Consider the following 24278-nt stretch of genomic DNA (forward strand, 5'->3'; position numbering starts at 1 on the left):
TTCTATATCAAACCTATTTTTTCCAATTCACTGTTTTTTAATACCATATTTTTCTAACATTTTCAGTTGACAAACACATTCATCACCTTTATTGTATTAAGTGTATTACTCACAATAGTACACTTAATACAAGTTAGAAAGGAGACATTGCTCTTGCATATTCAACTTGATCCAAGAAGCAACACTCCGATATGGGAACAAATTGTTCAAAATATAAAAGAACTCGTATTAAAGAACATGTTAGCTCCAAGTGACAAACTACCTTCTGTACGAGAACTCGCTTCTTTACTCGTTATCAATCCAAATACAGTGAGTAAAGCGTATCAAGAGTTAGAGCGACAAGGGATTATTGAAACATTACGAGGAAAAGGAACATTTGTATCCCAATCGATTACCCCAACATTAGACGAAAGGAAAATCGCTATGGTTGAAAAGCAATTTCATCAATTACTATTAGAAGCCTCTTATCTTGGTGTTACGAAAGATAAAATTCATGATTGGATAGATTCATACTATAAAGAGATTGGAGGAAATGCGGATGCTGAAAGTGACAAGCCTGAAGAAAACAATTGATAATCAAACGATTTTAGATGATGTTTCTTTCACATTACAAAGAGGGAGTATCATCGGATTACTCGGAAGAAACGGTGCGGGGAAAACAACTTTATTACGAACGATGGTCGGCATTTTAGACCCTGATGAAGGGACTGTTACATATGAAGATACAAACATTCATCAGTGTCCTGAAATAAAGCAAAAAATCGTATATGTTCCGGATTCTACTAACATATTGAACGGATATACGGTAAAAGAAATTGTAAAGTTTTACAAAGAGGTTTATACCGCATTTGATGAAGCATATTTCTATGAACTGTTAGAACGTTTTAACTTACCAAACAAAAGAATTCGTAGTTACTCAAAGGGAATGAAAGCACTGCTCGCCATCATTTTAGCTGTTTCTACAAAAGCAGAATATATCATTTTAGATGAACCGACAAATGGACTTGATCCTATCGTGAAAAGGCAAATTTTACAGTTTCTCGTTGGAGAAGTTGCAGAAAAAGAGATTACCATTTTCATCTCCACTCACCATTTAGATGAAGTGGAACAAATTGCAGATACAATTATTATATTAAAAGGCCATACTATAGCTTCTATTACATCACTAGACGATGCAAAATCACGATTTGCCAAAATACAAGTTGCTTACGAACGTTCATTACCTCAAAAACTAGAAAACTTAAGCAATATTAAAATATTAAATCAAACAGGAAAAGTATATACAATCTTAATCGAGGGAAATGTAGCTACAACACTGGAAAAGTTTTACAAAGAACAACCACTGCTCATTGAAGAATTGACAATGTCGCTTGAAGATGTCTTCGTTACGACACTGGAGGAGGATGGGTATGTTTCATAAGGCGTTATGGATGTGGAATTGGAAGCGCGGGAAATATGCTGTGTTACTATTCTTCTTTAGTTCGCTTTATCTTTTATCTTTAGGATACTATAGAAGTGCTCAGATGGAACTCGATAAATATTACGAATTACAAGAAAAAGGTAAACAGTATTATTATTTTTATATCTTTTCTTCAGGAGAAGGTAATAGTTTTTGGTTAACTGTTCTTATCATTGCTTTAGCCTGCTTATTGATAGGATGGGAACGTAGCAACCAATCTAATACACTACTTATGACGATGCCGTTTAAAAGAAAAGATGTTTTCTTATCTAAATGGGCTTTTGGTTCATTTTGTATTTTAGTCTCGTTACTTATCAATTGGATCCTTATGTATGTTATTTATAGAACAACGATTCATTTTGATTATCAATCTTTTAGTCCATTTCATCGATACTTTCTTTATGCGATTGTTTCTTATGTAGCAGTATACACAGCTGCATTATGCATCGGTACTTTTACTGGAAGTGTTGTTTCACAGCTTGTTTTTTGTATTCCGTGGCTACTAATGGGACTTACATTTATTCCGCTAATATACACTTTTACGCTAAACCATTTAGAGGCTACCAATACTAAAAGTAATAAATTAGATCAACACCTTTATGAATTCAACCAAAAAACAAATATAGTTGCACCAATATATCGTTTTTCTATTGATTATAATTATAATCCAGAATACCGAAAGCAGGACAACGATTCAACTACTTTAAGAGATCCAGCATCTCATCACTATTATTCAGCTAAATCGATGTTAGTCCCTATTTTTTATACAATAGTTTACTTACTACTTGGAACATATTTATATACACGATCGCCAAATGAAAACAGTCAAAAGATATTTATTTTCCAAAAGCATTTACGAATATGTATATGGGGGACAACCATTTACTTTGCATTACTAGGTGGCTATAAAATCAATCAATTTTTTTTCTTACCTAACTACTATATCAGTTTGTTTCTCGCTGGAATCATTACTTATATTGCATTATCACGCTTAACAAATTATAAAGTTTTTTAAAGGAGAGATCCTATGTTTCAAAAAGCACTGTGGCTAAGAACGTATCAACAAAGTAAATATGTTATATGGTTATTTTGGCTCGTCAGCTTCTGTACTTTATCATATAAATACTATATGACTTCTATTCAACAGCAATATTTTCTAAATATGAACAAAAAATGGAAAGCTATATATCATTACAATTTTGATTTAACACTTCTAGATTCTATCATGCTGTTAGGTAGTTTGCTAATCGTTCTAGCTTGTACGTTAATTGGATGGGAAAGACAAAATAACGCTAGCGACTTGTTATGGTCTATGCCCTTTAAACGTTCGCACCTTTATATAACAAAGTGGTTGTTTGGAATCTGTAATATCGCCGCTGTTGTCGTTCTAAACTGGGGACTATTTGCTATTATGAAAAAGTTGACTTTTCATAATAAATATCAAGTATTCTCCCCCTTTCATCGTTACTTTATATACATGTTAATTGTATTAATTGCTATTTATACACTTGCCTTATGTATAGGAACAATCGCTGGAAATGTGATATCGCAAGGATTTCTTACTGCAGCTATATTAATCTTCCCAGCGTTACTTCCATCTCTAATATCAGGAGTCATTGCTGTTCACTCGAGTGCCGACTTTCATGAGAACAATGGTATTATACATAATGTTATGGAAAACATACGTATTTCTAGTCCAGCAGAAGATTTTAATATTTACTTTAATTATGATCCACAAAGCGCTTATACTGATCAAAATGGAGTACGTCATAACGAACCAAACTTTACAAAAATCCCCCCGGCAAAAACATTGCTTGGCCCTATCGTACATACCATTATTTTATTACCACTCGGTATATATTTATATGCCCGTTCAATCAATGAGCGAAATGGTAACTACTTATTATATCCAAAACTACAAAAAGTAGTTTTGGCTTGTGCGATTTTCTTTGGGGGGATCGTTGGAGGTTTAATACTAAGTCGAGCGCACTCATTGTCCAGCTTTTACATCGGATTTTTAGTGACTAGTTTCATTACATATTTCTTCCTACCTAAAATATTAAAATGGAAAGTCTCTTGGAATTTTAAATAAAATAACCTCCTCTTATTGAGGAGGTTATTTCACATTCTCTCTTCTTTTCCCATACCCTTTTTCTTGTTTCGTTCCAAACCCGTCACCATTTGCGACAATTTGATCTGTTGGAGCAACTATACTTTCAGCAATTCTCCATTCTCCACCTTGTTGAATAAACACTTGCATAAAATAATTCATTCCATTTAATTGATACGGATTTTCTTTTTTTACTTCATAACGCGCTGCAACATAATACACTTGCACATTCTCAGCCTCAAACTTAGAAATATATTGTGATAATCTCGGGATGTACTGTGATGCTTTTTGAAGTGGAAGTTGTTTTACTTTTACAAGAGAAGACTTCGTTACATTGCTTATCGTATCTTCATGCCGAATGTTATCACTGTGATGAAATAAAATAGCATTCTGCATAGAGCGAATCCATAGTTTTGAATATAAAACAGGTTGCTTATTTGAAATATGTTGTAATTCTTTTTGAACGACTTGAAGAGGTGTTGCGGCATCCGCGAATTGATGAAAGCAGAAAAAACTTCCAATCATAATGAAAAGCGTACAAATACGTTTCATTATTTTTCACTCCGATTCTTTTTAATTAAAGTATTGGAGTTTCAAAATGTTTTTATTCAAAAGAAAAAGGATAGGAAAGCTGTCGCTCCCTATCCTCATTTATTATAATACGCGGCCAAATAGCTCTAACACCATTTCTATTTCTTGGTCGCTCCAACCTTTAAATCTCTCTTTATAATATTCTTTTCGTACAGCTTCTAGTTTTTCAGTTACTTCTCTTCCGTGTTCTGTAATTTCTAAGTACACGATACGACGATCTGAATTAGAACGTTTTCTTTCTACTAATCCTTTTCGTACAAGACGATCTGTAACAGCTGTAATATGACTGGAGGTTACGTTTACTTCACTCGCAATTTGCGAAGCCATCTGTGGACTGTTTAAAAATAACGCGCGTAATACAGAAAATTCATTATATGGCATATGTTCTGCAAAACGTGTATTAATATCATTTTGTAATAAACGTATCATCTTTCGAAATGATCCGGATAACTCTAAAATCAGTGTTTCTCTTTTTTCGTTCACTAGCCTCGTCCCTTTTTTATCATATTTACACATATTATAATCTATAAATACCCTCGTTGTATATGCTTTCTTTCTTTAACATTCCCATTTATGTAACTTTTTCATACAAATTTCTTTTTTATTCACACATATACATATAAAAAGGATGGTGATGGAAGATGCAAGGTGGAATGAATCCTTATTTACACAATGTACGCACAGCTAATACTGGTAAAGAAGCGACTATTACTGTACAAGGTGAGGGTATTGTCAAAGCGAAACCAAATGTCGTTATACTAACACTTGGCATTCGAACTGATAGTAAAAATGTGAAACAAGCGCAAGAAGAAAATGCAGTACAATCAAAACAATTGCTGGATGCACTTAAACAGCTTGGTATCGCTGATAAAGATATAGAAACGATTTCTTATACGATCACTCCTCAATACGAGTATGTAAATGATAAAGCATTACTACAAGGATATCGGGTGGAACATTTGTATGAAATTACCGTTTTAAATGTACAAAAAGCAGGGGAAGTATATGATATAGCCGTTTCAAATGGAGCAAACGTAGCAAAAGGTTTACGGTTTCGAATATCTCACCCAAATAAATATTATGAGCAAGCTCTCATTCAAGCCCTGCAACAAGCTGTAGAAAAAGCTCGTGCTATTGCGAGTACATACAATTTAAACATTAATCCCGTTCCACTCTCATTCGTTGAAGAATCTGCTCAATTACCAAGGGAAGTCGCTTCCTATGCTACTTTACATGCACAAGCAGCTCCTCCCATTCAATCGGGAGAATTAGAGATCATTTCTACAATACGGGCGATTTTTACGTATTTATAAATAATTCTATTTATAAGTAAACGTTATCATTTTCCTTGTTGTAAAAACATGATGTTCTGATATAATAAAGGACGGTGAGCTCTTACGAAAGAGATATCACGGGTGGGAGAGGGATATGAAAAAGAAGGTTTAACATGAAAGGAATACTTGAAAGAACATTTAAATTAGGTTTACACGAAACATCACCAAAACAAGAAGTTTTAGCTGGAGTTACGTCATTTTTTACGATCGTATATATTATGATTGTAAATGCATCCATTTTATCCGATGCTGGCATTCCTCTTGAAGCTGGAATTTTAGCAACTGTTTTCAGTTCATTTGTCGGATGTCTGCTCATGGCATTTTGGGCAAATGCACCTGCTATTCTTGTCCCTGGTATGGGTGTAAATGCATTCTTCACGTACACTGCTGTCCATACGCTCGGATTAACTTGGCAGGAAGCATTAGCAGCTGTCTTCATCTCTGGTATTATTTTTGCAATTGCTGCGTTTACACCAATCGCTCGCGTGCTTTCAGTATCGATTCCAAAGTCACTAAAGGAAGCTATCACTGTCGGCATCGGATTATTTTTAGCATTTATCGGATTGCAAAAAGGTGGTTTAGTCGTTTCGAATCCAAATACTGCTGTTGCAATGGGTAAATTAAGTAGCCCTGTCGTTCTTGCGACCGTGCTTACTCTTATCGTTGCACTCGTATTATTTATTCGTAACGTACGTGGAAACTTTTTATGGACGATTGCAATAGGAACTGGTATTGCATGGCTGTTTGGCCTTGTTGATACAAGTCAAATCGGAAATAGTTCATTCTCATTCGCTAATTACGGCGATGTGTTTGGGGCTATGTCATTTGGCAAACTTTCTTCCTTACCATTTTGGATTGCAACATTCTCCTTAAGCATGGTGCTTATTTTTGAGAACATGGGACTTCTGCACGGTTTATTAGAAGATGACCGTAAATTCCCACGTGCTTACCAAGCCAATGCAATTTCAGCAATGACATGTGGTCTATTTGGCACAAGCCCTACCGTATCAACAGTAGAGAGTGCCGCAGGTATTACTGCAGGCGGAAAGACAGGTCTGACGTCTATCGTTACAGGGTTGTTATTCTTTGCATCACTGTTTGCACTTCCGTTTGTCAAACTAATTCCTGATAGTGCCATTGCACCAATCTTAATTATTATTGGCGGCCTGATGATTACAAGCATTCAACAAATTCCTCTGAACGATTTTTCAGAAGGATTTCCAGCGTTCTTAATTATCGTCATGATCCCGCTCACATATAGTATCGCTGATGGCATTGCGTTCGGATTTATTGCTTATCCTATCTTAAAAGTTGCTCTTGGAAAGCGTAAAGAAGTCGCACCGTCTATGTATATCATTACATGCTTATTCTTAGCCATGTTCGTATTACATGCTATTGGTTAAGTAAAAACACCGAGGAATTTTCCCTCGGTGTTTTTTACTTAAACCATCCTTTTTTATAAAACCAAGCCATCATGCCGCCACCAATTAGTGCCATAATAAGTAAACAAATAAAATAACTATATTGTCCACCGAGCTCTGGCATATGCGTAAAGTTCATTCCATATACTCCCGCAATAAATGTTAATGGCATGAAAATAGTCGAGAATACAGTTAATGTTTTCATAATGTTATTCATATGATGCGAGTTTAATGAAAAATAGCTATCTCGAATATCTGCTGTTAACTCCCGGCTTGCTTCAATCATTTCGGTCAATTTAAGCAAATGATCATGTATATCTTTAAAATAAATTTCATGATCACTTATACCGTAAAAACGAGTCGAATTTAAAATACGATACAATAAATCACGCATCGGAATAATTGTACGTCTTAACTTCGATAAATCTGCACGTATATCAAATACTTCTTCTAGTACACTTCCTGCCGTTTCACCCGTTAAATTATCATCAATTGCATTTAAATGATCCTCAATGTAATATACAGGCGCAAAATAGTCATCTACAATTTGATCGATAATTGTATGCGCTACGTGCAGGGGACTATTTTTAATACGCTTCTTTTCTCCAAGCGTTTTCCATACTCTTTCAATTGCATTGTTATGAGAAAAGTGGAAAGAAACAATATAACGATCACTAATAAATAAATCAATCTCGTGAGGTTCTAATCCATCCTCACCAAATGCATGAAGAACTAAAAAGTTATATCCATCATAAAAATCAACTTTTGCCTCTGTACATATTCTATGCAGTCTTCAATTGCAAGGGGATGGAACTTAAAATGATCTTGCAAAATGTATGTATACTCTTCTTTCGTTGGCTTATATAAATCTAGCCAATACCATACAATATGGTCTTTCTTTGTTTCCTCTAGCGAAACATCATATAATACTTCATCTGTTTTTGTTATTGCACAAATTCTAATCATATTTTCACCCATTATTATTATAAACAAAAAATAGTAAAAAAAGCCAAGGAGAAACACTCCCTGGCCCTTCTTTATTATTCAGTAACGATGCCGTGCACTAATGTTGGTGCATCTACATGCTCTTTAGAGATCTTCATGTTCTCATAAATTTTTGCTTTTACGTCTTCTACATTTTCACGGTTTGCGTAAATGGTAACAAGGGATTCACCTTTTTTCACGCTGTCCCCTACTTTTTTACGAAGCATTAAGCCAACTGCTAAATCAATTTCAGATTCCTTCGTCGCACGTCCTGCTCCTAAAAGCATTGCTGCTGTTCCGATTTCATCTGCAACGATTTCTGATACATAACCGTCTTCCTTCGCTTCCACTTCAATTTTAAATTGTGCTTGTGGTAATTTAGAAGGATCATCAACAACAGATGCATCGCCGCCTTGCGCTGATAAAAACGTTTTAAATGATTCTAGCGCCTTACCGTTGTTCATTACTTCAATTAATTTCTCACGTGCATCTTCTAGAGATGAAGCTTGTCCAGCAAGGTATACCATTTGACTTCCAAGCGTTAAACATAACTCTTCTAAATCTTTCGGTCCTTTACCTTGTAATGTATCAATTGCTTCTTGTACTTCAAGTGCGTTACCAATAGCCTCACCAAGTGGTTGACTCATATCAGAAATAACAGCCATCGTATTACGACCAACGTTATTACCAATGCGCACCATTGCTTCTGCTAAACGTTTTGCATCTTCATCTGTTTTCATAAATGCACCTGCTCCAGTTTTTACATCAAGAACAATTGCATCTGCACCAGCAGCAATTTTTTTACTCATAATTGAGCTTGCAATAAGCGGAATTGAGTTTACTGTTGCCGTTACATCACGAAGTGCATACAATTTTTTATCCGCAGGTGTTAAGTTTCCACTTTGACCAATAACTGCGATTTTATTTTCATTTACAAGACGCATGAATTCATCATTTTCGATTTCAACATGGAATCCCGGAACTGCTTCTAATTTATCAATTGTACCACCAGTATGTCCTAGACCACGTCCAGACATTTTTGCAACCGGTACACCTAAAGCGGCTACTAATGGACCTAATACAAGTGTTGTTGTATCACCAACGCCACCTGTCGAGTGCTTATCTACTTTTACTCCTTCAATAGCTGATAAGTCGATTGTATCACCGCTATTTACCATTGCCATCGTTAAATCTGCACGTTCTTGATCGTTCATATCTTGGAAGAAAATTGCCATTGCAAGTGAACTTACTTGATAATCAGGAATATCACCATTTGTATATCCTTCAACAATAAAGTTAATTTCTTCTGTCGTTAATGCATGTCCGTCACGTTTTTTTGCAATTAGGTCCACCATTCTCATTGTGAGGTCACCCCTTCATTTGTTTTACGATTGCTTTTACTAATGCTAAGAAGTTAGCTTTAACACGTTCTGTCGTTTCGATTACTTCATCGTGGTGAAGTGGCTGATCTAAAATACCAGCTGCCATATTTGAAATACAAGAAATACCAAGTACTTTCATACCAGCGTGACGCGCTACAATTACTTCAGGTACTGTTGACATACCAACTGCATCTCCACCAAGTGTGCGAAGCATACGAATTTCAGCAGGTGTTTCATATACAGGACCTGTCATTCCAACGTATACACCTTCTTGTACTTTAATATTTAAGTCTGCTGCAACTTGTTTCGCCATTTCGCGAAGCTCTACTGTATATGATGTAGACATATCAGGGAAACGTACACCCATTTCAGAATCATTTGGTCCGATTAATGGATTTGTACCCATGAAGTTAATGTGATCTGAAATTAACATAAGATCGCCTGGTTCGAATGATGTATTTACACCACCAGCTGCATTTGTTACAACAACTGTTTCTACTCCTAGTTCTTTCATAACACGAACTGGGAATGTTACTTTTTGCATATCATATCCTTCATAGAAGTGGAAACGTCCTTGCATTGCTACTACTGTTACACCTTGAAGTGTACCGAATACTAGTTGACCTGCATGGCCTTCTACAGTGGAAACTGGGAATTCAGGGATTTCACTGTAAGGTACTGTTACTGCATTCTCGATTTCATCCGCTAATACACCTAGTCCAGATCCAAGGATTAGTCCTACTTGTGGTGTCTCTTGAAATTTCTCTTTTAAATATGAAGCTGATTTTGTAATAAGTTCACGATTCATTTGTTTATCCCCCTATTTCTTTAGCTCGTTTAAGAAGCTTGTTCCGTATTCTGGCATTTTCACACCGAAGTTTTCTGCTACAGTTGCACCAATATCAGCAAATGTTTGACGAAGTGGTAACTCTTTTCCGCCTTCTTTCATGCTTGGGCTATATGCTAATAACGGTACATATTCACGTGTATGATCAGTACCATGATGCACTGGGTCATTACCGTGGTCTGCTGTAATTAATAATAGATCATCTTCTTTTAGTTTTTCGAATACTTCTGGAAGACGTGCATCATATTCTTGCAGAGCTTCTCCGTATCCTTGTGGATCACGACGGTGACCGAATAATGCATCAAAGTCAACTAAGTTTAAGAAGCTAAGACCTGTAAAGTCCATATTTAATGTATCTACAAGCTTATCCATTCCATCCATGTTAGACTTCGTACGAAGTGATTCAGTTACCCCTTCACCATCATAGATGTCAGAGATTTTACCGATAGCAATCACATCATAATCACTATCTTTTAATTCATTCATTACTGTACGGCCGAATGGTTTTAATGCATAGTCATGACGGTTCGGTGTACGTGTAAAGTTTCCAGGCTCACCAACGAATGGACGAGCAATAACACGGCCTACCATGTACTTCTCATCTAACGTTAATTCACGTGCAATTTTACAAATTTTATATAACTCATCAAGCGGCACTACTTCTTCGTGTGCTGCGATTTGTAGTACACTATCAGCAGAAGTGTAAACAATTAAAGAGCCTGTTTCCATTTGTTCTTGACCAAGTTCATCAAGAATTTCAGTTCCAGAAGCTGGTTTATTACCGATGATTTTACGGCCTGTTTTTTCTTCTAATTCATCAAGTAATTCTTTTGGGAATCCTTCTGGGAACACTTGGAATGGTGTATCAATGTAAAGACCCATGATTTCCCAGTGGCCTGTCATTGTATCTTTACCAGTAGATTTTTCTTGCATTTTTGTATAATATCCAAGTGGTTTTTCTACTTTAGAGATGCCTTTCATTTCACGAATGTTACCAAGACCTAATTTCACCATGTTAGGCATTTGTAACCCATTCATATGTTCAGCAATGTGACCAATTGTGTCAGATCCTAAATCACCAAATTGTTCAGCATCTGGTGCTTCACCGATTCCAACAGAGTCCATTACGACTAGGAATATACGTTTATATTTATTCATAACTGCGACCTCCTATAAGTTCAGTTCTACTTCTTGTAGTATGTTCAAAACGCTATAAAGTGAAACTGTTCTCCATAAGAATTATCTTTCGTTCTCATTATCAAACAGTACTTCTTTAAATCATTCTCTAACCTATTTCGTTTACCTTGAAACGACTCAAAAACATTTCTAGTTTTTTCTAAGTCAGATGTCAGACATCTGATACTGATATCATAACATGTTTACGCTTTCTTTTTAATACATTTTCGTAGAATTTCTCATTTTCTTCACACTTCTATTGTAATCCATTATGCACAGAAGTGCTAATCATTTTATGATTTATTTCTTCATATAAAGTGAAATTTTAATCAGTGGCGGTTTTGTTCTTTCCCACTAATCATTTTCAGAATAAAAATAAAAAAAGCAGCTCTAAAGAGCTACCTTTTTATTTTACTTCTACTGTTTCTTCTTTATGTTCATGCAATTCGCCTTTTTTAACATGAACTTTCACTTTGTAAGAACCCTTTTCTTTGAAAGTATGTTTCGTTTCATACTCCCCTTTATTTCCTTCTTTTGCTGGAATGAATTCGTGTTTTTCCACACCATCTTTCCAAATCTCAAGTTGTACTTCAGCACCAGTTAAAGCTTCTTCTTTTTGTTTTAAATGAACTTTCATTGTTGATTCAGCATTTGCTTTTATGTCACCAGCCATAAGGTGAATCATTGTATCGCTTTTATGATCACCATGTCCTGCACCATGATCACTATTTTCTTTTTTCGCATCTTCTACTTTCGCATTTCCTACAGCCACTTTTACTTCTGGCATAACATGCATTTCACGCGCATTTGTGTGAGCAATAATATGGTATACGCCATCCGTCTCGAACGTTTTCTCTACAGCATAAACACCTTTTCCTTTATGCTTACCTTCTAGCATCTCGTGCTTTTCGTCGCCAGCTTTCCAAATTTCAAACTTTACATCATCAGCATCTGTTACCTTTTCTTTTCCTTGTGTAACAAGTGCTTGTACTTCTGTTTTTTCACCAGGTTTAATTTCTTTCGGATTTGTTTGAACTGCTACTTTTACAGCTTCTAGTTTCTGTTCTTTTTTCGGTTCTTCTTTGTTTGTATTACAGCCAGCCAATGCTAGCATCGCGATAAATAAAGTCATAATAAGTTTTTTCATCATCATTTCCTCCTTCATACTTTATTTAGTATAGAGGAAATACATTGTAATATTCTAGTCTTCTGCTGAAAACAATGTACGAAATGTTTGTGAAGTTTCTGTGAAGTGCTATAGCCTTTTGAATCTATGAAAAAAGAGCATAGTACCTATGCTCTCGGATGAAACTGTTTATATACATCTTTTAATCTAGTTTTTGAAACATGCGTATAAATTTGTGTCGTTGAAATATCTGCATGTCCAAGCATTTCTTGCACAGCACGTAAGTCTGCTCCATTTTCTAATAAATGCGTAGCAAAAGAATGACGCAATGTATGAGGTGTAAGCTCTTTTTCAATATTTGCTTCTTTCGCTAATCGTTTTAAAATTTTCCAAAATCCTTGTCTTGATAATCGATTGCCATGATGGTTTAAAAAGAGTGCATCTACTACTTTTTTCCCCATCAATTCTCTTCTTCCCTTTTCAATATACTTTTGAATCGCTTCCGTCGCTAAACTTCCTAGTGGAATAATTCTTTCTTTATTCCCTTTCCCTATGCATCGAACAAATCCCATCGTTAAATGTACATCTTCTAAATTTAATGCAATTAATTCTGAAACACGAAGTCCTGTTGCATATAATAACTCTAGCATCGCTTTATCACGAACCCCAAAAGCGCTCGTCATTTTTGGTGTCTGCAGTAACGCCTCTACTTCATCAACTGACAATACTTTCGGTAATTTCCGTTCTCCTTGCGGCGTTTCAATATGTACGGATGGATCGTGCTCTACCGCTCGTTCACGAAGTAAAAATTGGTGAAACGAACGAATCGATGCAATATGACGTGCTAATGTTTTCGAAGATTTTCCGTTTTCTTTTAAGTGCTGCAGAAAGTTAACAATGTGCAATCGTGTCACTTCGTGAAAGCTTTTCGCTTGTTCTACATTTTGCAAATACTTTACATAACTTTTTAAATCACGTTCATAAGATACTACTGTATTTTTCGCTAGTCCTTTTTCAACAACCATATAATGAATAAAATCTTTTAATTGATCTTCCAATCTACACTACTCCCCATTTTCATAGAAAAACATCATTCTATTTACGAAAGCATCCTTTGCCGGCTCTTCATTCCCTGATACTTTTTCTACAGTCTCTTCTTTTGGCTTTTCATAACGATGATAGCTTTCATATTCTTCATTTATCCATAGTATAGCGAAATAAAACAAAATCGTACAACTTGTAAATAATAAAAATACTTTTATCCCATCAAAAGTTAATTTTAAAGCTCGGCGCATTGTAAATTCCTCCAAAATATAAGTTATTACAACATATGCCAAGCTTTCACCAATTTATACCTTATTCAAATAAAAAACCTCTTCCTAGTTAAATAGGAAAAGGTTATTTTTCATCCGTTTCATTTTCTTGACAATTTTTACAAATCCCATGGAATGTTAAACGATGATCCTTCACCTTAAAGCTCCAGTCATGTTCTACTTTCCTTTCCACTTCACCAAGTAAATCTTCTTGTATTTCTTGTACAGCACCACATTGTGTACAAATCAAATGATGGTGGAAACGCTGCGCACCTTCTTGGCGTAAGTCATAGCGTGAAACACCGTCTCCGAAGTTAATCTTATCGACAACTTTTAACTCAGATAATAGTTCTAAAGTTCGATAGACGGTTGCTAATCCGATCTCTGGCGACTTTTCTTTTACAAGGAGGTAAACATCTTCTGCGCTTAAATGATCTTCTTCATTTTCTAGCAGCACACGAACTGTTGCTTCACGTTGCGGTGTTAATTTGTAGCTCGCTGCATGTAATTGCTTCTTAATTCGTTCAATTCTTTCTTCCATTCGGTACTACTCCCTCCTCGCCACTCTTACACCATTATATCAGAAGAAGGGCTTCTGTCAAAAGAAAAACAATAAAAACAAATTGATAATTATTCTCATAAAGTATTTATTGTTTATTAATAGCCTCAACGACTTCTTTCATTAAAACTGGTGATGCATAAGCCTCTACACTAGAAGCAAGAGCTAACACCGCTCCAATTACAAGAAAGAAGCATGTATAACGGATCAATAATGGTAATAGCGGCTCAGTTATTTTTCGGATAAATTGATGCCTAATCATGCGTAAGGAAAAACTTGCGGCAATTGTTGTCATAACGAGAAATACTGGGATGATAATGAGATTTTGTGGCAATACAGAAACGAATGCTAATAATAATCCATTCCATCCATGCTGACTTACTAAGAAACCTACTGTAAATCCGACAACTACTCCTTTTGCAAATAATAAAATAAAAATGAGTGGCAATCCAATAATTGAAATCCCTAAAATCCAAATAAATCCAATGTATTTTAATTGTGAAAAGTAACTTTCTCGAAACATTTCGCCTGCAATAGCAAATTCTCCTTTAGAAACTTGTCCAAAAAAACGTTGCAAATAAAATGATAAATCTTGTTTTTGATTTAATTGTAAACTATTTACAAGAATTGCTCCAAATATTACTCCCATCAATAACAAAACAGCGTTAAATATATATAATGAAGAGTTTTCCTGTATGTGAGACATTACACGGTCTTGCCAAGTTTTTCTCCACATTTTTCTTCCCTCCGTTCACACTCTTACTAAAAATGTATGAAAGAAAGAAAAAAGTATGACGAATTAACATTGAAATTCCGCTCTACTTTGCTAAACTAAAAAGTAGAGAATAGGAGGGATTTCTCTTGAAACCATTATTATTAGATTTTCCAACATTATTTCAAACTGAACGCTTACAGGTTCGTAAGCCATTTCCAGGTGATGGTGCAGAAGTGTATGAAGCAATACAAGCTTCTCTAGAAGACTTAGTACCGTGGATGCCAATTAACGCTGAAACAGAAGAAAGTGCTGAAGAAATCGTTCGTAACGCTCACGGACAGTTTTTACTTCGTGAAACACTTGATTTTCACTTATACGATAAAGTATCTGGTACATTCATCGGAGCTATAACGCTCAAGCCTGAAAACTGGGATATTCCAAAGTTTTCACTTCACTTCTGGCTACATAGCGCTTATACAAAACAAGGCTATATGACCGAAGCTGTGAAAGGTGCCATTCAATTTGCCTTTGATAAGCTAAGCGCTCGAAGAATTGAAATTCGTATTGATGCAACAAATACAAATGCATGTAACTTAGCAGAACGTTTAGAATTTATTCTAGAAGGTACAATGGAAAATGATTTCATAGCACCAGATGGTAGCTTACGTGATGCACGCGTATATGCAAAAATTAATTAAAAACACTCGCCTTTGGCGAGTGTTTATTTTTGTAGTTGTAAATATTGTACTGCAAACATCGTCTTCGCATCGTGAATACGAAGATCTTTCATAAGAGTAGTTGCTTCTTCTAATGATACTTCCATTAATTCCACAAACTCATCTTCATCTAACGCAGCTTTATTTTCTTTTTTCGTCAAACCTGTCGCTTTATATACATATAAAATTTCATCTGCAAATCCTGGGGATGTATAGAAAGAAGTAATAAGCTCCATATTTTCACATACATAACCTGTTTCCTCTTCTAATTCACGAACTGCTGTCACCTCAGGTTTTTCACCTGGTTCTAACTTGCCAGCCGGAATTTCTATAATCGCCTTTTCAAGCGCTTTACGATACTGCTCAACAAGCACAATTTTCCCCTCATCAGTAATAGCAATAATAGCAACTGCACCAGGGTGATTTACAATTTCACGTTTACTCATTGCTCCATTTGGTAATACTACATCATCAACACGAACTTTTATAACTCTACCATCAAAAATCGGCTCAGTTTTTACTGTTCTCTCTGCAAGATTACTCATACTACTTCATCTCCCTGTTCTATTTCCTATTCTTTCCTCATACATTTTACCACATTGAAAGGAGCGTGATAGAAATGAAAGTTTATATTTTACCAAATCGCGTCACTTTAGTCGGAAAAGCATGGCAAATTCGCCATAAGCTAAAACAATATGGCAAAGAGTATACAACTGTACAAGAGTGGATTACAGCAACTAAAAAGTAAACGTTTGTCAACCTCTTTTCCCTTGCGTACAATAAGAATAAGGAGAAGGAGGTTGACTTATGAAAAAACGTCAATTAGGAAACTCAGATTTATTTGTGACAGAAATGGGACTTGGCTGTATGTCTCTCGGTACATCTGAAAAAGAAGCCTTGCGTATTATCGATGAAGCAATCGATGTAGGAATCAATTTTTTTGATACAGCGGATTTATATGATTATGGATTAAACGAAGAATTTGTTGGAAAAGCCTTAAAAGGAAAACGAGACCAAATTATCCTTACAACGAAGGTTGGGAATCGATGGACAGAAGAAAAAAACGGCTGGTCTTGGGATCCTTCTAAAAATTACATAAAGGCTGAAGTGAAAGAAAGTTTACGTAGACTTCAAACTGATTATATTGATCTTTATCAACTTCACGGCGGGACGATTGAAGATCCTATAGATGAAGTAATTGAAGCCTTTGAAGAATTGAAAAAAGAAGGTATCATTCGCCATTACGGTATTTCTTCTATACGTCCAAATGTCATCCGTGAATATGCACAGCGTTCAAATATCGTTAGTGTTCTAATGGAATATAGCCTTTTGAATCGTCGCCCTGAAGAATGGTTCCAGCTTCTTAATGAACATCAAATTAGCGTCATTGCTCGCGGACCACTTGCGAAAGGAATATTAACTGATAACAATACAAGAAAGATAGAAAGAGTAAAAGAAAAAGATTACCTTTCTTATTCTTACGATGAATTATATGCGACGCTTGCGAATGTAAAAGAAATAATTGGAGAAAACTCCTTAACTGGAACAGCTATTCAATATTGCTTACATAACGAAACTGTTGCAGCTGTTATACCTGGTGCAAGCTCTATTGGGCAATTACGAGAAAATGTACAAGCTAGTAAACAAACACAGTTAACAACAGCAGAATATACACAGCTTCAGCAAATTGTGAAATGTGATGCGTACGCATTACACCGATAAAAAGACGCTACCATACTGGTAGCGTCTTTTTATAACGTATCATATTTATCAGGATTCGTTCCTACATGTAAATTACGATTTAACGTATTAATTTGAGTCATCTCTTCTTCTGTTAATGAAAAGTCAAAGATAGAAAAATTCTCCTGAATGCGAGATGGTGTAACAGACTTAGGAATCGTCACAATCCCGCTTTGAATATCCCACCTTAATATAACTTGCGCAGGTGTTTTTTCATATTTAGTAGCAATGGCCTGAATAATCGGGTGCTGAAATACTTCTCCGCCCCTCATTAATGGACTCCATGCTTCCATTTGAATTTGCTCACCTTGACAGAAATTACGCAATTCAAATTGTGTTAACATCGGATGAAGTTCCACTTGGTTTACCATCGGCTTTATTTTGCAATTTGGTAATAGCAGTTCTAAATGATGTTTATGGAAGTTAGAAACACCAATCGCGCGCACTTTACCTTCTTCATACAGTTTTTCTAATGCTCGGTACGTATCAACATACTTCCCTCTTATTGGCCAATGTATTAAATATAAATCTACATAGTCCATTTGTAATTTTTTTAAGCTTTTCTCAAACGCCTCAAGTGTTTCCTCGTATCCTTGATCATCGTTCCAAACTTTTGTTGTAATAAAGATGTCTTCTCTCGGAATCCCTGATTCACGAACTGCTTCTCCGACACCGCTTTCATTTTCATATACAGTTGCTGTATCAATCGAACGGTATCCAACTTCTAGCGCTGTTTTTACTGCTTGTTTTACTTCGTCGCCTTCTTTCGCTTTATAAACGCCTAAACCAATCATCGGCATTTTTACGCCATTGTGAAGTGTAGTTGTTGGAATGTGCACAGTCGTCTCCCTTTCATCATTACATTTTTTTATAAGCCACCACTTTATTTGAACAAGATTCAACCAAAAAGTCAAAACATATGTACAGTTTACATAATAAGCTTATATACTTTCTAAAATAATGCGAACTCATTAATTAACATTATTTTCCATCCATTTCTTCGCTTTTTCATCAACATTACGTACAAACTCAGTTTTCCCTTCCGAATATAACGCACCATCATATGTATACTTTTCAGCTAATTCTTTCTTTAAAGTTGCATATGCCTCAGCTTCTTCACAATGAGCCATCATATAATCACGAAATGCTAAATGCCTTACTATCTCAGGGTTTCCTTTTTCAAACACGTGTAAGTGATACGAGCGTTTTTCCTCCGTTCCATGAATAAAATAACGGCGTCTTGAAATACCATTCTCCCCTTTTACGATATAGCCAAGCTCTTCAAAACGTTCATTCCACCTATCTACTCTGTCGATACTCTCTACTTCCATAATCATATCTATAATTGGTTTCGCTGCCAGTCCTGGCACCGACGTACTTCCAATATGATGGACCTTCACCTTTTCGGGCATCGCCGCTTTTAATCTTTCAGCCTCCATTTGAAATTTTTCACCCCAATGATTTTCATGCGGAACAACTACAATTTTTCTCATTCTAACTCCCCTTTTCTTACAAGCTCGTCAAAAAAATGATCAGCGTTATTCACTGATCATTTTCGTTATTATTTAAAGTCTTTCCAAGTAAGGTTACTTTCACTTAACAGTTCTTCAAATGATTTATTCTTTTCACGTTCTTTTTGTTCTTGGCGCTTTCTTTCCTGTTCAGCTGCCACTTTTTCCTCTTCTCTCACTTGCAACTCTTTCTTCTTATTCTTTAATTGCTGCATGAGTGAATCATTTAATTGATCACCTAATGTAAGCGACTCTTTCTTTTGTTGATTCACTTGCGCCTGTCTTTGCATTTGTCTTTGTTTCTTTTTCTTCATACTACTCACCTTTTACTTTTTTCTCCATTATAGTAGATACACAATGAACTCGACAATAAAAAAGGTCCTTTACTCTATTATTCACTTTTTGTAAATATGTTAATTTTTCGAAAAAACTATTTTTTTGTATAGATATAATCCTATGAATCTATTAAAATTATGTCGTATGATGTCAGATTATAAAAAAGGAGAATTAGATTATGTGGAAAAAAATCATTCCTGCTGTTGCCGTTTTAAGCACCATTACTTTTTCAACCGTATTTGCTGCTCCCCCATCCCAGACTCCAGCTGAACAAAACCGCTACATAGACGTACAAATGCTTGGTATTAATGATTTCCATGGACAACTAGATACTGTTAAAAAAATTAATAACAAAGAAGCTGGTGGCGCTGATTACTTAGCTACTTATTTAAAAGAACGTAAAAAGCAAAACCCGAATACACTTCTCGTACACGCTGGCGATATTGTCGGAGCTAGTCCACCAGTTTCAGCATTGTTACAAGACGAACCAACGATTGAATTTTTAAATGACTTAAAATTTGATGTTGGTACAATCGGAAACCACGAATTTGATGAAGGTATTGATGAAATGAAACGTCTCATTTACGGTGGCTATCACGAAAAAACAGGGAATTTCAAAGGTGCAAATTTCCCTTATGTCGCTGCAAACTTCTATAATAAATCCACTGGCCGCTTATTTTTACCGCCATTTACTGTAAAAATGGTAAATGGTGTGCCTGTAGGATTCATTGGCGTAGTTACAACTGATACACCAAATGTCGTGATGCCTACTATGCTTAAAAATGTAGAAATCACTGACGAAGTAGAAGCAATTAATAAATCAACGCAGCAATTAAAGCGTCTTGGCGTTAAATCCATTGTCGTCCTTGCTCATGTCGGTGGAACAACAGATGAGTCTGGTGTGACAAATGGAGACCTTACTCGAATTGCAAATGAAACAGATCCGGAAGTTGATGTTATTTTTGGTGGGCATAGTCACACGTATGTAAATGGTACTGTAAATAATAAACTAATCGTCCAAGCGAACTCTTACGGAATGGCTTTCTCAGATGTAGATGTAACAATTGATCGTAAAACAAAAGATATTGTAAAGAAAAAAGCTGAAGTTGTTACAACATACCATGAAGGTGTAGAACCTGATAAACAAGTAAAGAAAAAACTAGATCAATATAAAGAAAAAATTGCACCGCTTGTAAATGAAGTTGTCGGAAAATCTACAGCACCTATCGACCGTAAACAAAATGATGCTGGTGAGTCCACTCTTGGAAATTTAGTTGCCGATGCCCAGCGCCAAACGATGCAAACTCAAATCGCACTTATGAATCCGGGCGGCATTCGTAATGACTTAGATGCTGGCGATATTACATGGGGCGAATTATACGGCATTCAGCCTTTTGGAAACCAATTAATTAAAGTAGATTTAACAGGTCAAGATATTCGCGACATTTTAAATCAACAATGGCAAAAAGGAACGACGAGAATGCTTCAAATTTCAGGTATTCAATATACGTGGGATGCAAATAAACCAAACGGTGAAAAAGTTACAAATATACGTTTAACAAACGGTGAAGAATTATCTCCATCTAAAACGTATAGCGTAGTGGCAAATGCCTTTTTAGCTTCTGGCGGTGATGGATTTGTATCATTTAAAAATGGTAAAAATCCAGAGACTGGTCCAAACGACTTTGAAGCGCTAGTCGATTACGTAAAACAATTAAAAGAACCTATTCAGCCAATTATCGATGGTAGAATTCAAAAAACAAATTAAGTACACTCATAATAAACAATCTTAATTTTTCATCGTAAAAGATACACATAAACCTTTTATCCGTCATATATGTGAAACCTAAAAAGGATACTCGTTCTTACAATGAACATAGTATCCTTTTCTTTATTTATCAATATGTGATGTGTTGTTAAAATCATATTGTTGTAAAAATTGTTGTAACGCCTCTTCTACAAGTTTAGATTTTTGAATTCCTTTCGATTCTGATATAACGTCTAGTTTTGCTAATATTTCTTTATTAATAGAAAAGGTACGTTTCTTTTTTTCTGTACTTATATTCATCATGGGGGCAATTACTTCTTCTTTCTTTCTTAATAACTCATAAATACTTTGTAATTGTTCATAAATTAATAGTTGATAATCCGTTTTCGCATATTGAAGGGCTGTCGCTTCTTGGAGTTGTAAGTGACGCGGTTCTTCTCCATCTCCTACAAAAATACGCTTTTTCTGTTCTCCATCATATTCGTATCCAATCAATCTTAATTTCTTCGATAATGTATACGGGCTTATTTCAAGACGTTTTGCTATAATAGCGATGGATTCACGCCTATTTAAACAATCGATAATTTCTCCAATCGTCACAATTTCCCTCCTCCCATATTGAAATGACACTAGTATGGTATGTTACAATGATTTTCTAACAGTATATGCAAAACGAATAGCCTGTGCGATTCATACGATTTTAGAAAAGGAGGTTTTCAATATGCTTTTTCGTAGCAATACCCCGCAGTTCTATAATGAAAATAAAAAACTCATTCCCAATAGTATCGCTACGATGGAAAGCGTTATGATTAACAACCGAAAACAAACTCTCCTTATGCGCGGGCAAAACGTAGAGCAGCCTATTTTATTATGCTGTCACGGTGGACCAGGCATGGCACAAATCGGATTTATTCGTCATTTTCAAAAAGAATTGGAGAAACACTTCATCGTAATTAATTGGGATCAGCGCGGGGCAGGTAAATCCTTTTCAATGAAAGATTTCGGAGCAAATTTTACAATCGAACAATTCATTTCCGATGCAAAAGAAGTGATTCAATATGTACTTAAAAAGTTCAATAAACAGAAACTATTTCTCGCTGGTCATTCTTGGGGAAGTATTATCGGGCTTAACATAGCACACTATTATCCACAATATATCGAGGCTTATATCGGTATTGGGCAAATTGTACATATGAAACAAAACGAGGAATTACTATATCAGCATTTAATTCGTTCTGCAAAAAAATATAATCATAAAAAAGCATTAGCGTCCCTTTTAAAATTAGGAAAACCGCCATTTTTAGATACGAGACGCCTTATTATTCAAAGAAAATGGCTTGGCACATTCGGAGGTGCAATCCAAAACGGATCTTCCTTTTCTTTCATACGAAAAGGCTTCTTTTCTCCCGAATATACACTATTAGATTGGTTCAAGTTTCTCGCAGGAAATTTAAAATCTGGCGTTTTATGGGAAGAAATGTTGACAATCGATTTCTTTTCTTCTATTACGAGTTTATCTATTCCAGTTTATTTTTGTTCTGGTCGCTATGATTATCAAACTCCTTATGCACTCGTTCAGGAATATTGTGATGTAATAGAAGCACCGATAAAAAAGATGATTTGGTTCCCAAATTCAGCACATTCTCCCGATTTAGAAGAGCCAGAATTATTCGCTCGTTCTTTACAATCCATTAAACAAGAGCTAGCTTTTCACCATTAGTAACAAAAGGCTCTTTTACATTTCATAAGAAACAATTTATAATAATATGTCGCAACTATGTATAAATCTAGCAAGGTGATTCATATTTCCTTGCCTTAACACAATAAAATTTTGGGGAGATTACATTTATTATGAATACTGTACTCATTGCAGTAGCAGTTATGCTATTGCTTAGTTTGTTACGTGTCCAGGTCATTGTCGCCATCATTGTTGGAGCTTTAACAGGCGGACTTATCGGTGGACTCGGTATTTCAGAAACGATTAACACTTTTACAACTGGTCTTGGAAACAGTGCTCCAATCGCTTTAAGTTATGCAATGCTTGGTGGTTTCGCTATTTCTCTTTCCAAAACCGGACTTCCAGATGCTATGATTCAAACTGCATTAAAGTGGATTGGCAATGAACAAGACACGAAAAAACAAGTTTACTCTAAAATACTTATTCTATTTATCATTTTAACGATGGCTTGTTTCTCACAAAATGTGATTCCTGTTCACATCGCTTTCATCCCCATCTTAATTCCAGCACTTTTAAAAGTATTAAATGAGCTGAAAGTGGATCGCAGACTTGTTACATGTATTATTACATTCGGATTGATTACTCCTTATATGTGGATTCCAGCAGGATTCGGAAAAATTTATCATGATGTATTACAAACAAATGCTGCGCAAAGCGGTCTTACATTTGATGTCGCACTTATTCCAAAAGCAATGACCATTCCAGCAATCGGTATGATTATCGGATTATGTGTGGCAGTATTTATTACGTACCGAAAACCTCGTACGTATGAAACAGAACAAATTCATACTACTGAAAATGAAATCGTTCCCTATACAAAACGAAGCATTACTTTCGGGCTAGTATCTATCTTAGCTACATTAACTGTTCAATTAGCAACAGAATCAATGATTTTCGGCGCTCTAGCGGGGATTATCGTTTTATCAGTTAGTGGTAGTCTACCTCTTAAAGAAGCTGATGCAATTTTAACAAGCGGAATGCGTATGATGTCCTTTATCGGATTTGTTATGATTTCTGCCGCTGGGTTCGGAGCTGTTCTTCGAAAAACAGGACATGTTGAATCTCTTGTACAAACGAGTGCACATATAATTGGGAATAACAAACCACTCGCTGCATTTCTTATGCTTGTAATTGGACTGCTCGTTACGATGGGGATTGGATCATCTTTTTCAACCATCCCTATTTTAACAACAATTTTTGTACCTCTTTGTATTCAGCTTGGATTTAGTCCAATGGCCACCATTGCAATTATCGGTACAGCCGGAGCGCTAGGAGACGCAGGATCTCCAGCATCAGATAGTACACTTGGACCAACATCCGGTTTAAATGCTGATGGTCAACACCATCATATATGGGATACGTGTGTACCAACTTTTTTACATTACAATATACCGTTACTTATATTCGGCTTTATTGCCGCAATTACATTATAAAAGGTGCGTTTTATACGCA

The 24278-nt window shown here is 35.7% G+C and carries 27 protein-coding genes and 1 pseudogene; 12 read left to right on the forward strand and 16 right to left on the reverse strand.

Annotated features, from left to right (window positions below):
• Positions 1–153 precede the first annotated feature (153 nt).
• The 4 genes from PQF83_RS11025 to PQF83_RS11040 are packed head-to-tail and all read left to right on the forward strand — an operon-like array spanning position 154 to position 3551.
• Positions 154–573 (forward strand): GntR family transcriptional regulator, encoded by a 420-nt coding sequence (locus tag PQF83_RS11025; RefSeq protein WP_000548034.1) that lies wholly within the window; start codon positions 154–156, stop codon positions 571–573.
• On the forward strand, positions 539–1420 hold the full coding sequence (locus PQF83_RS11030) for an ABC transporter ATP-binding protein (protein ID WP_000922150.1): 882 nt from the start codon (positions 539–541) through the stop codon (positions 1418–1420). The genes PQF83_RS11025 and PQF83_RS11030 overlap by 35 nt, the downstream gene beginning before the upstream one ends.
• Positions 1410–2474: an ABC transporter permease gene (locus tag PQF83_RS11035; RefSeq protein ID WP_000468549.1), complete on the forward strand. Its 1065-nt coding sequence runs from the start codon at positions 1410–1412 to the stop codon at positions 2472–2474. Before PQF83_RS11030 ends, PQF83_RS11035 begins: the two co-directional genes overlap by 11 nt.
• A 12-nt stretch (positions 2475–2486) precedes the next feature.
• Complete coding sequence (locus PQF83_RS11040; protein ID WP_000486524.1) at positions 2487–3551, forward strand: ABC transporter permease subunit; 1065 nt, start codon at positions 2487–2489, stop codon at positions 3549–3551.
• A gap of 24 nt (positions 3552–3575) precedes the next feature.
• On the opposite strand, the gene PQF83_RS11045 is transcribed toward PQF83_RS11040, so the two are convergent.
• Complete coding sequence (locus PQF83_RS11045) at positions 3576–4121, reverse strand: hypothetical protein (RefSeq protein ID WP_000820920.1); 546 nt, start codon at positions 4119–4121, stop codon at positions 3576–3578.
• Between the two features lie 102 nt (positions 4122–4223).
• Entirely contained in the window at positions 4224–4643 is a 420-nt protein-coding gene (locus tag PQF83_RS11050; RefSeq protein ID WP_001003315.1) for a MarR family winged helix-turn-helix transcriptional regulator, read from the reverse strand.
• A 158-nt stretch (positions 4644–4801) separates the two neighbouring features.
• Here PQF83_RS11050 and PQF83_RS11055 point away from each other — a divergent pair, with 158 nt between their 5' ends.
• Together PQF83_RS11055 and PQF83_RS11060 are read left to right on the forward strand one after the other, a co-directional pair.
• Positions 4802–5473: an SIMPL domain-containing protein gene (locus PQF83_RS11055; protein WP_001161441.1), complete on the forward strand. Its 672-nt coding sequence runs from the start codon at positions 4802–4804 to the stop codon at positions 5471–5473.
• 134 nt (positions 5474–5607) lie between these two features.
• The gene (locus tag PQF83_RS11060) at positions 5608–6897 is read left to right on the forward strand and encodes an NCS2 family permease (protein WP_000676253.1); all 1290 of its coding nucleotides are present in this window, start codon (positions 5608–5610) and stop codon (positions 6895–6897) included.
• 34 nt (positions 6898–6931) lie between these two features.
• On the opposite strand, the pseudogene corA reads toward PQF83_RS11060, so the two are convergent.
• The 9 genes and pseudogenes from corA to spoIIM all read right to left on the reverse strand — a co-directional run bounded on the left by corA (position 6932) and on the right by spoIIM (position 15008).
• A pseudogene (gene corA / locus PQF83_RS11065) lies at positions 6932–7893 on the reverse strand (magnesium/cobalt transporter CorA).
• A gap of 62 nt (positions 7894–7955) precedes the next feature.
• Positions 7956–9260, reverse strand: a complete 1305-nt coding sequence (locus PQF83_RS11070) for a pyrimidine-nucleoside phosphorylase (protein WP_001243079.1) — start codon at positions 9258–9260, stop codon at positions 7956–7958.
• 7 nt (positions 9261–9267) lie between these two features.
• A complete protein-coding gene (locus tag PQF83_RS11075; protein ID WP_001078446.1) occupies positions 9268–10089 on the reverse strand; it encodes a purine-nucleoside phosphorylase in 822 nt (273 codons plus the stop codon).
• Between the two features lie 12 nt (positions 10090–10101).
• A complete protein-coding gene (gene deoB / locus PQF83_RS11080; protein ID WP_001046082.1) occupies positions 10102–11286 on the reverse strand; it encodes a phosphopentomutase in 1185 nt (394 codons plus the stop codon).
• Positions 11287–11710: 424 nt separating this feature from the next.
• Positions 11711–12454, reverse strand: a complete 744-nt coding sequence (locus PQF83_RS11085) for a FixH family protein (protein ID WP_001993299.1) — start codon at positions 12452–12454, stop codon at positions 11711–11713.
• A gap of 143 nt (positions 12455–12597) precedes the next feature.
• Entirely contained in the window at positions 12598–13488 is an 891-nt protein-coding gene (gene xerD, locus PQF83_RS11090) for a site-specific tyrosine recombinase XerD (RefSeq protein ID WP_000390084.1), read from the reverse strand.
• A gap of 6 nt (positions 13489–13494) precedes the next feature.
• Positions 13495–13725 carry a YqzK family protein gene (locus PQF83_RS11095; protein ID WP_001250432.1) on the reverse strand — a complete coding sequence of 77 codons (231 nt, stop codon included), beginning with the start codon at positions 13723–13725 and terminating at the stop codon, positions 13495–13497.
• 103 nt (positions 13726–13828) lie between these two features.
• Positions 13829–14284 carry a ferric iron uptake transcriptional regulator gene (gene fur / locus PQF83_RS11100; protein WP_000392655.1) on the reverse strand — a complete coding sequence of 152 codons (456 nt, stop codon included), beginning with the start codon at positions 14282–14284 and terminating at the stop codon, positions 13829–13831.
• Positions 14285–14390: 106 nt separating this feature from the next.
• Entirely contained in the window at positions 14391–15008 is a 618-nt protein-coding gene (spoIIM, locus tag PQF83_RS11105; RefSeq protein WP_223290733.1) for a stage II sporulation protein M, read from the reverse strand.
• Between the two features lie 155 nt (positions 15009–15163).
• On the opposite strand from spoIIM, the gene PQF83_RS11110 reads away from it, so the two are divergent.
• Positions 15164–15715 (forward strand): GNAT family N-acetyltransferase, encoded by a 552-nt coding sequence (locus PQF83_RS11110; RefSeq protein ID WP_000803491.1) that lies wholly within the window; start codon positions 15164–15166, stop codon positions 15713–15715.
• 23 nt (positions 15716–15738) lie between these two features.
• Here the strand turns inward: PQF83_RS11110 and PQF83_RS11115 are convergent, their stop codons facing one another.
• Positions 15739–16278: an NUDIX hydrolase gene (locus tag PQF83_RS11115; RefSeq protein ID WP_000067038.1), complete on the reverse strand. Its 540-nt coding sequence runs from the start codon at positions 16276–16278 to the stop codon at positions 15739–15741.
• A gap of 74 nt (positions 16279–16352) precedes the next feature.
• On the opposite strand from PQF83_RS11115, the gene mciZ reads away from it, so the two are divergent.
• Positions 16353–16481 (forward strand): Z-ring formation inhibitor MciZ, encoded by a 129-nt coding sequence (gene mciZ, locus PQF83_RS11120; RefSeq protein ID WP_000870299.1) that lies wholly within the window; start codon positions 16353–16355, stop codon positions 16479–16481.
• Positions 16482–16540: 59 nt separating this feature from the next.
• Positions 16541–17455, forward strand: a complete 915-nt coding sequence (locus tag PQF83_RS11125; RefSeq protein WP_000747194.1) for an aldo/keto reductase — start codon at positions 16541–16543, stop codon at positions 17453–17455.
• A gap of 29 nt (positions 17456–17484) precedes the next feature.
• Here PQF83_RS11125 and PQF83_RS11130 read toward each other — a convergent pair whose 3' ends face one another.
• The 3 genes from PQF83_RS11130 to PQF83_RS11140 form a co-directional block, all read right to left on the reverse strand.
• The gene (locus PQF83_RS11130) at positions 17485–18312 is read right to left on the reverse strand and encodes an aldo/keto reductase (RefSeq protein WP_000547999.1); all 828 of its coding nucleotides are present in this window, start codon (positions 18310–18312) and stop codon (positions 17485–17487) included.
• A 132-nt stretch (positions 18313–18444) separates the two neighbouring features.
• Complete coding sequence (locus PQF83_RS11135; RefSeq protein ID WP_001227170.1) at positions 18445–18966, reverse strand: GrpB family protein; 522 nt, start codon at positions 18964–18966, stop codon at positions 18445–18447.
• A gap of 68 nt (positions 18967–19034) precedes the next feature.
• Positions 19035–19298 (reverse strand): YqkE family protein, encoded by a 264-nt coding sequence (locus PQF83_RS11140; protein ID WP_000727549.1) that lies wholly within the window; start codon positions 19296–19298, stop codon positions 19035–19037.
• Positions 19299–19498: 200 nt separating this feature from the next.
• Here PQF83_RS11140 and PQF83_RS11145 point away from each other — a divergent pair, with 200 nt between their 5' ends.
• A complete protein-coding gene (locus PQF83_RS11145; protein WP_000265584.1) occupies positions 19499–21088 on the forward strand; it encodes a bifunctional metallophosphatase/5'-nucleotidase in 1590 nt (529 codons plus the stop codon).
• 123 nt (positions 21089–21211) lie between these two features.
• On the opposite strand, the gene PQF83_RS11150 is transcribed toward PQF83_RS11145, so the two are convergent.
• A complete protein-coding gene (locus PQF83_RS11150; RefSeq protein WP_000151910.1) occupies positions 21212–21688 on the reverse strand; it encodes a ribbon-helix-helix domain-containing protein in 477 nt (158 codons plus the stop codon).
• Positions 21689–21809: 121 nt separating this feature from the next.
• On the opposite strand from PQF83_RS11150, the gene PQF83_RS11155 reads away from it, so the two are divergent.
• Positions 21810–22808: an alpha/beta fold hydrolase gene (locus PQF83_RS11155; RefSeq protein ID WP_000898953.1), complete on the forward strand. Its 999-nt coding sequence runs from the start codon at positions 21810–21812 to the stop codon at positions 22806–22808.
• A gap of 131 nt (positions 22809–22939) precedes the next feature.
• On the forward strand, positions 22940–24259 hold the full coding sequence (locus PQF83_RS11160; protein WP_001098981.1) for a Na+/H+ antiporter family protein: 1320 nt from the start codon (positions 22940–22942) through the stop codon (positions 24257–24259).
• The last annotated feature ends 19 nt before the right edge of the window (positions 24260–24278 follow it).

It is taken from the genome of Bacillus sp. FF-1 (genome assembly GCF_028548245.1).
GTDB classification, from domain to species: Bacteria; Bacillota; Bacilli; order Bacillales; family Bacillaceae_G; genus Bacillus_A; species Bacillus_A paranthracis.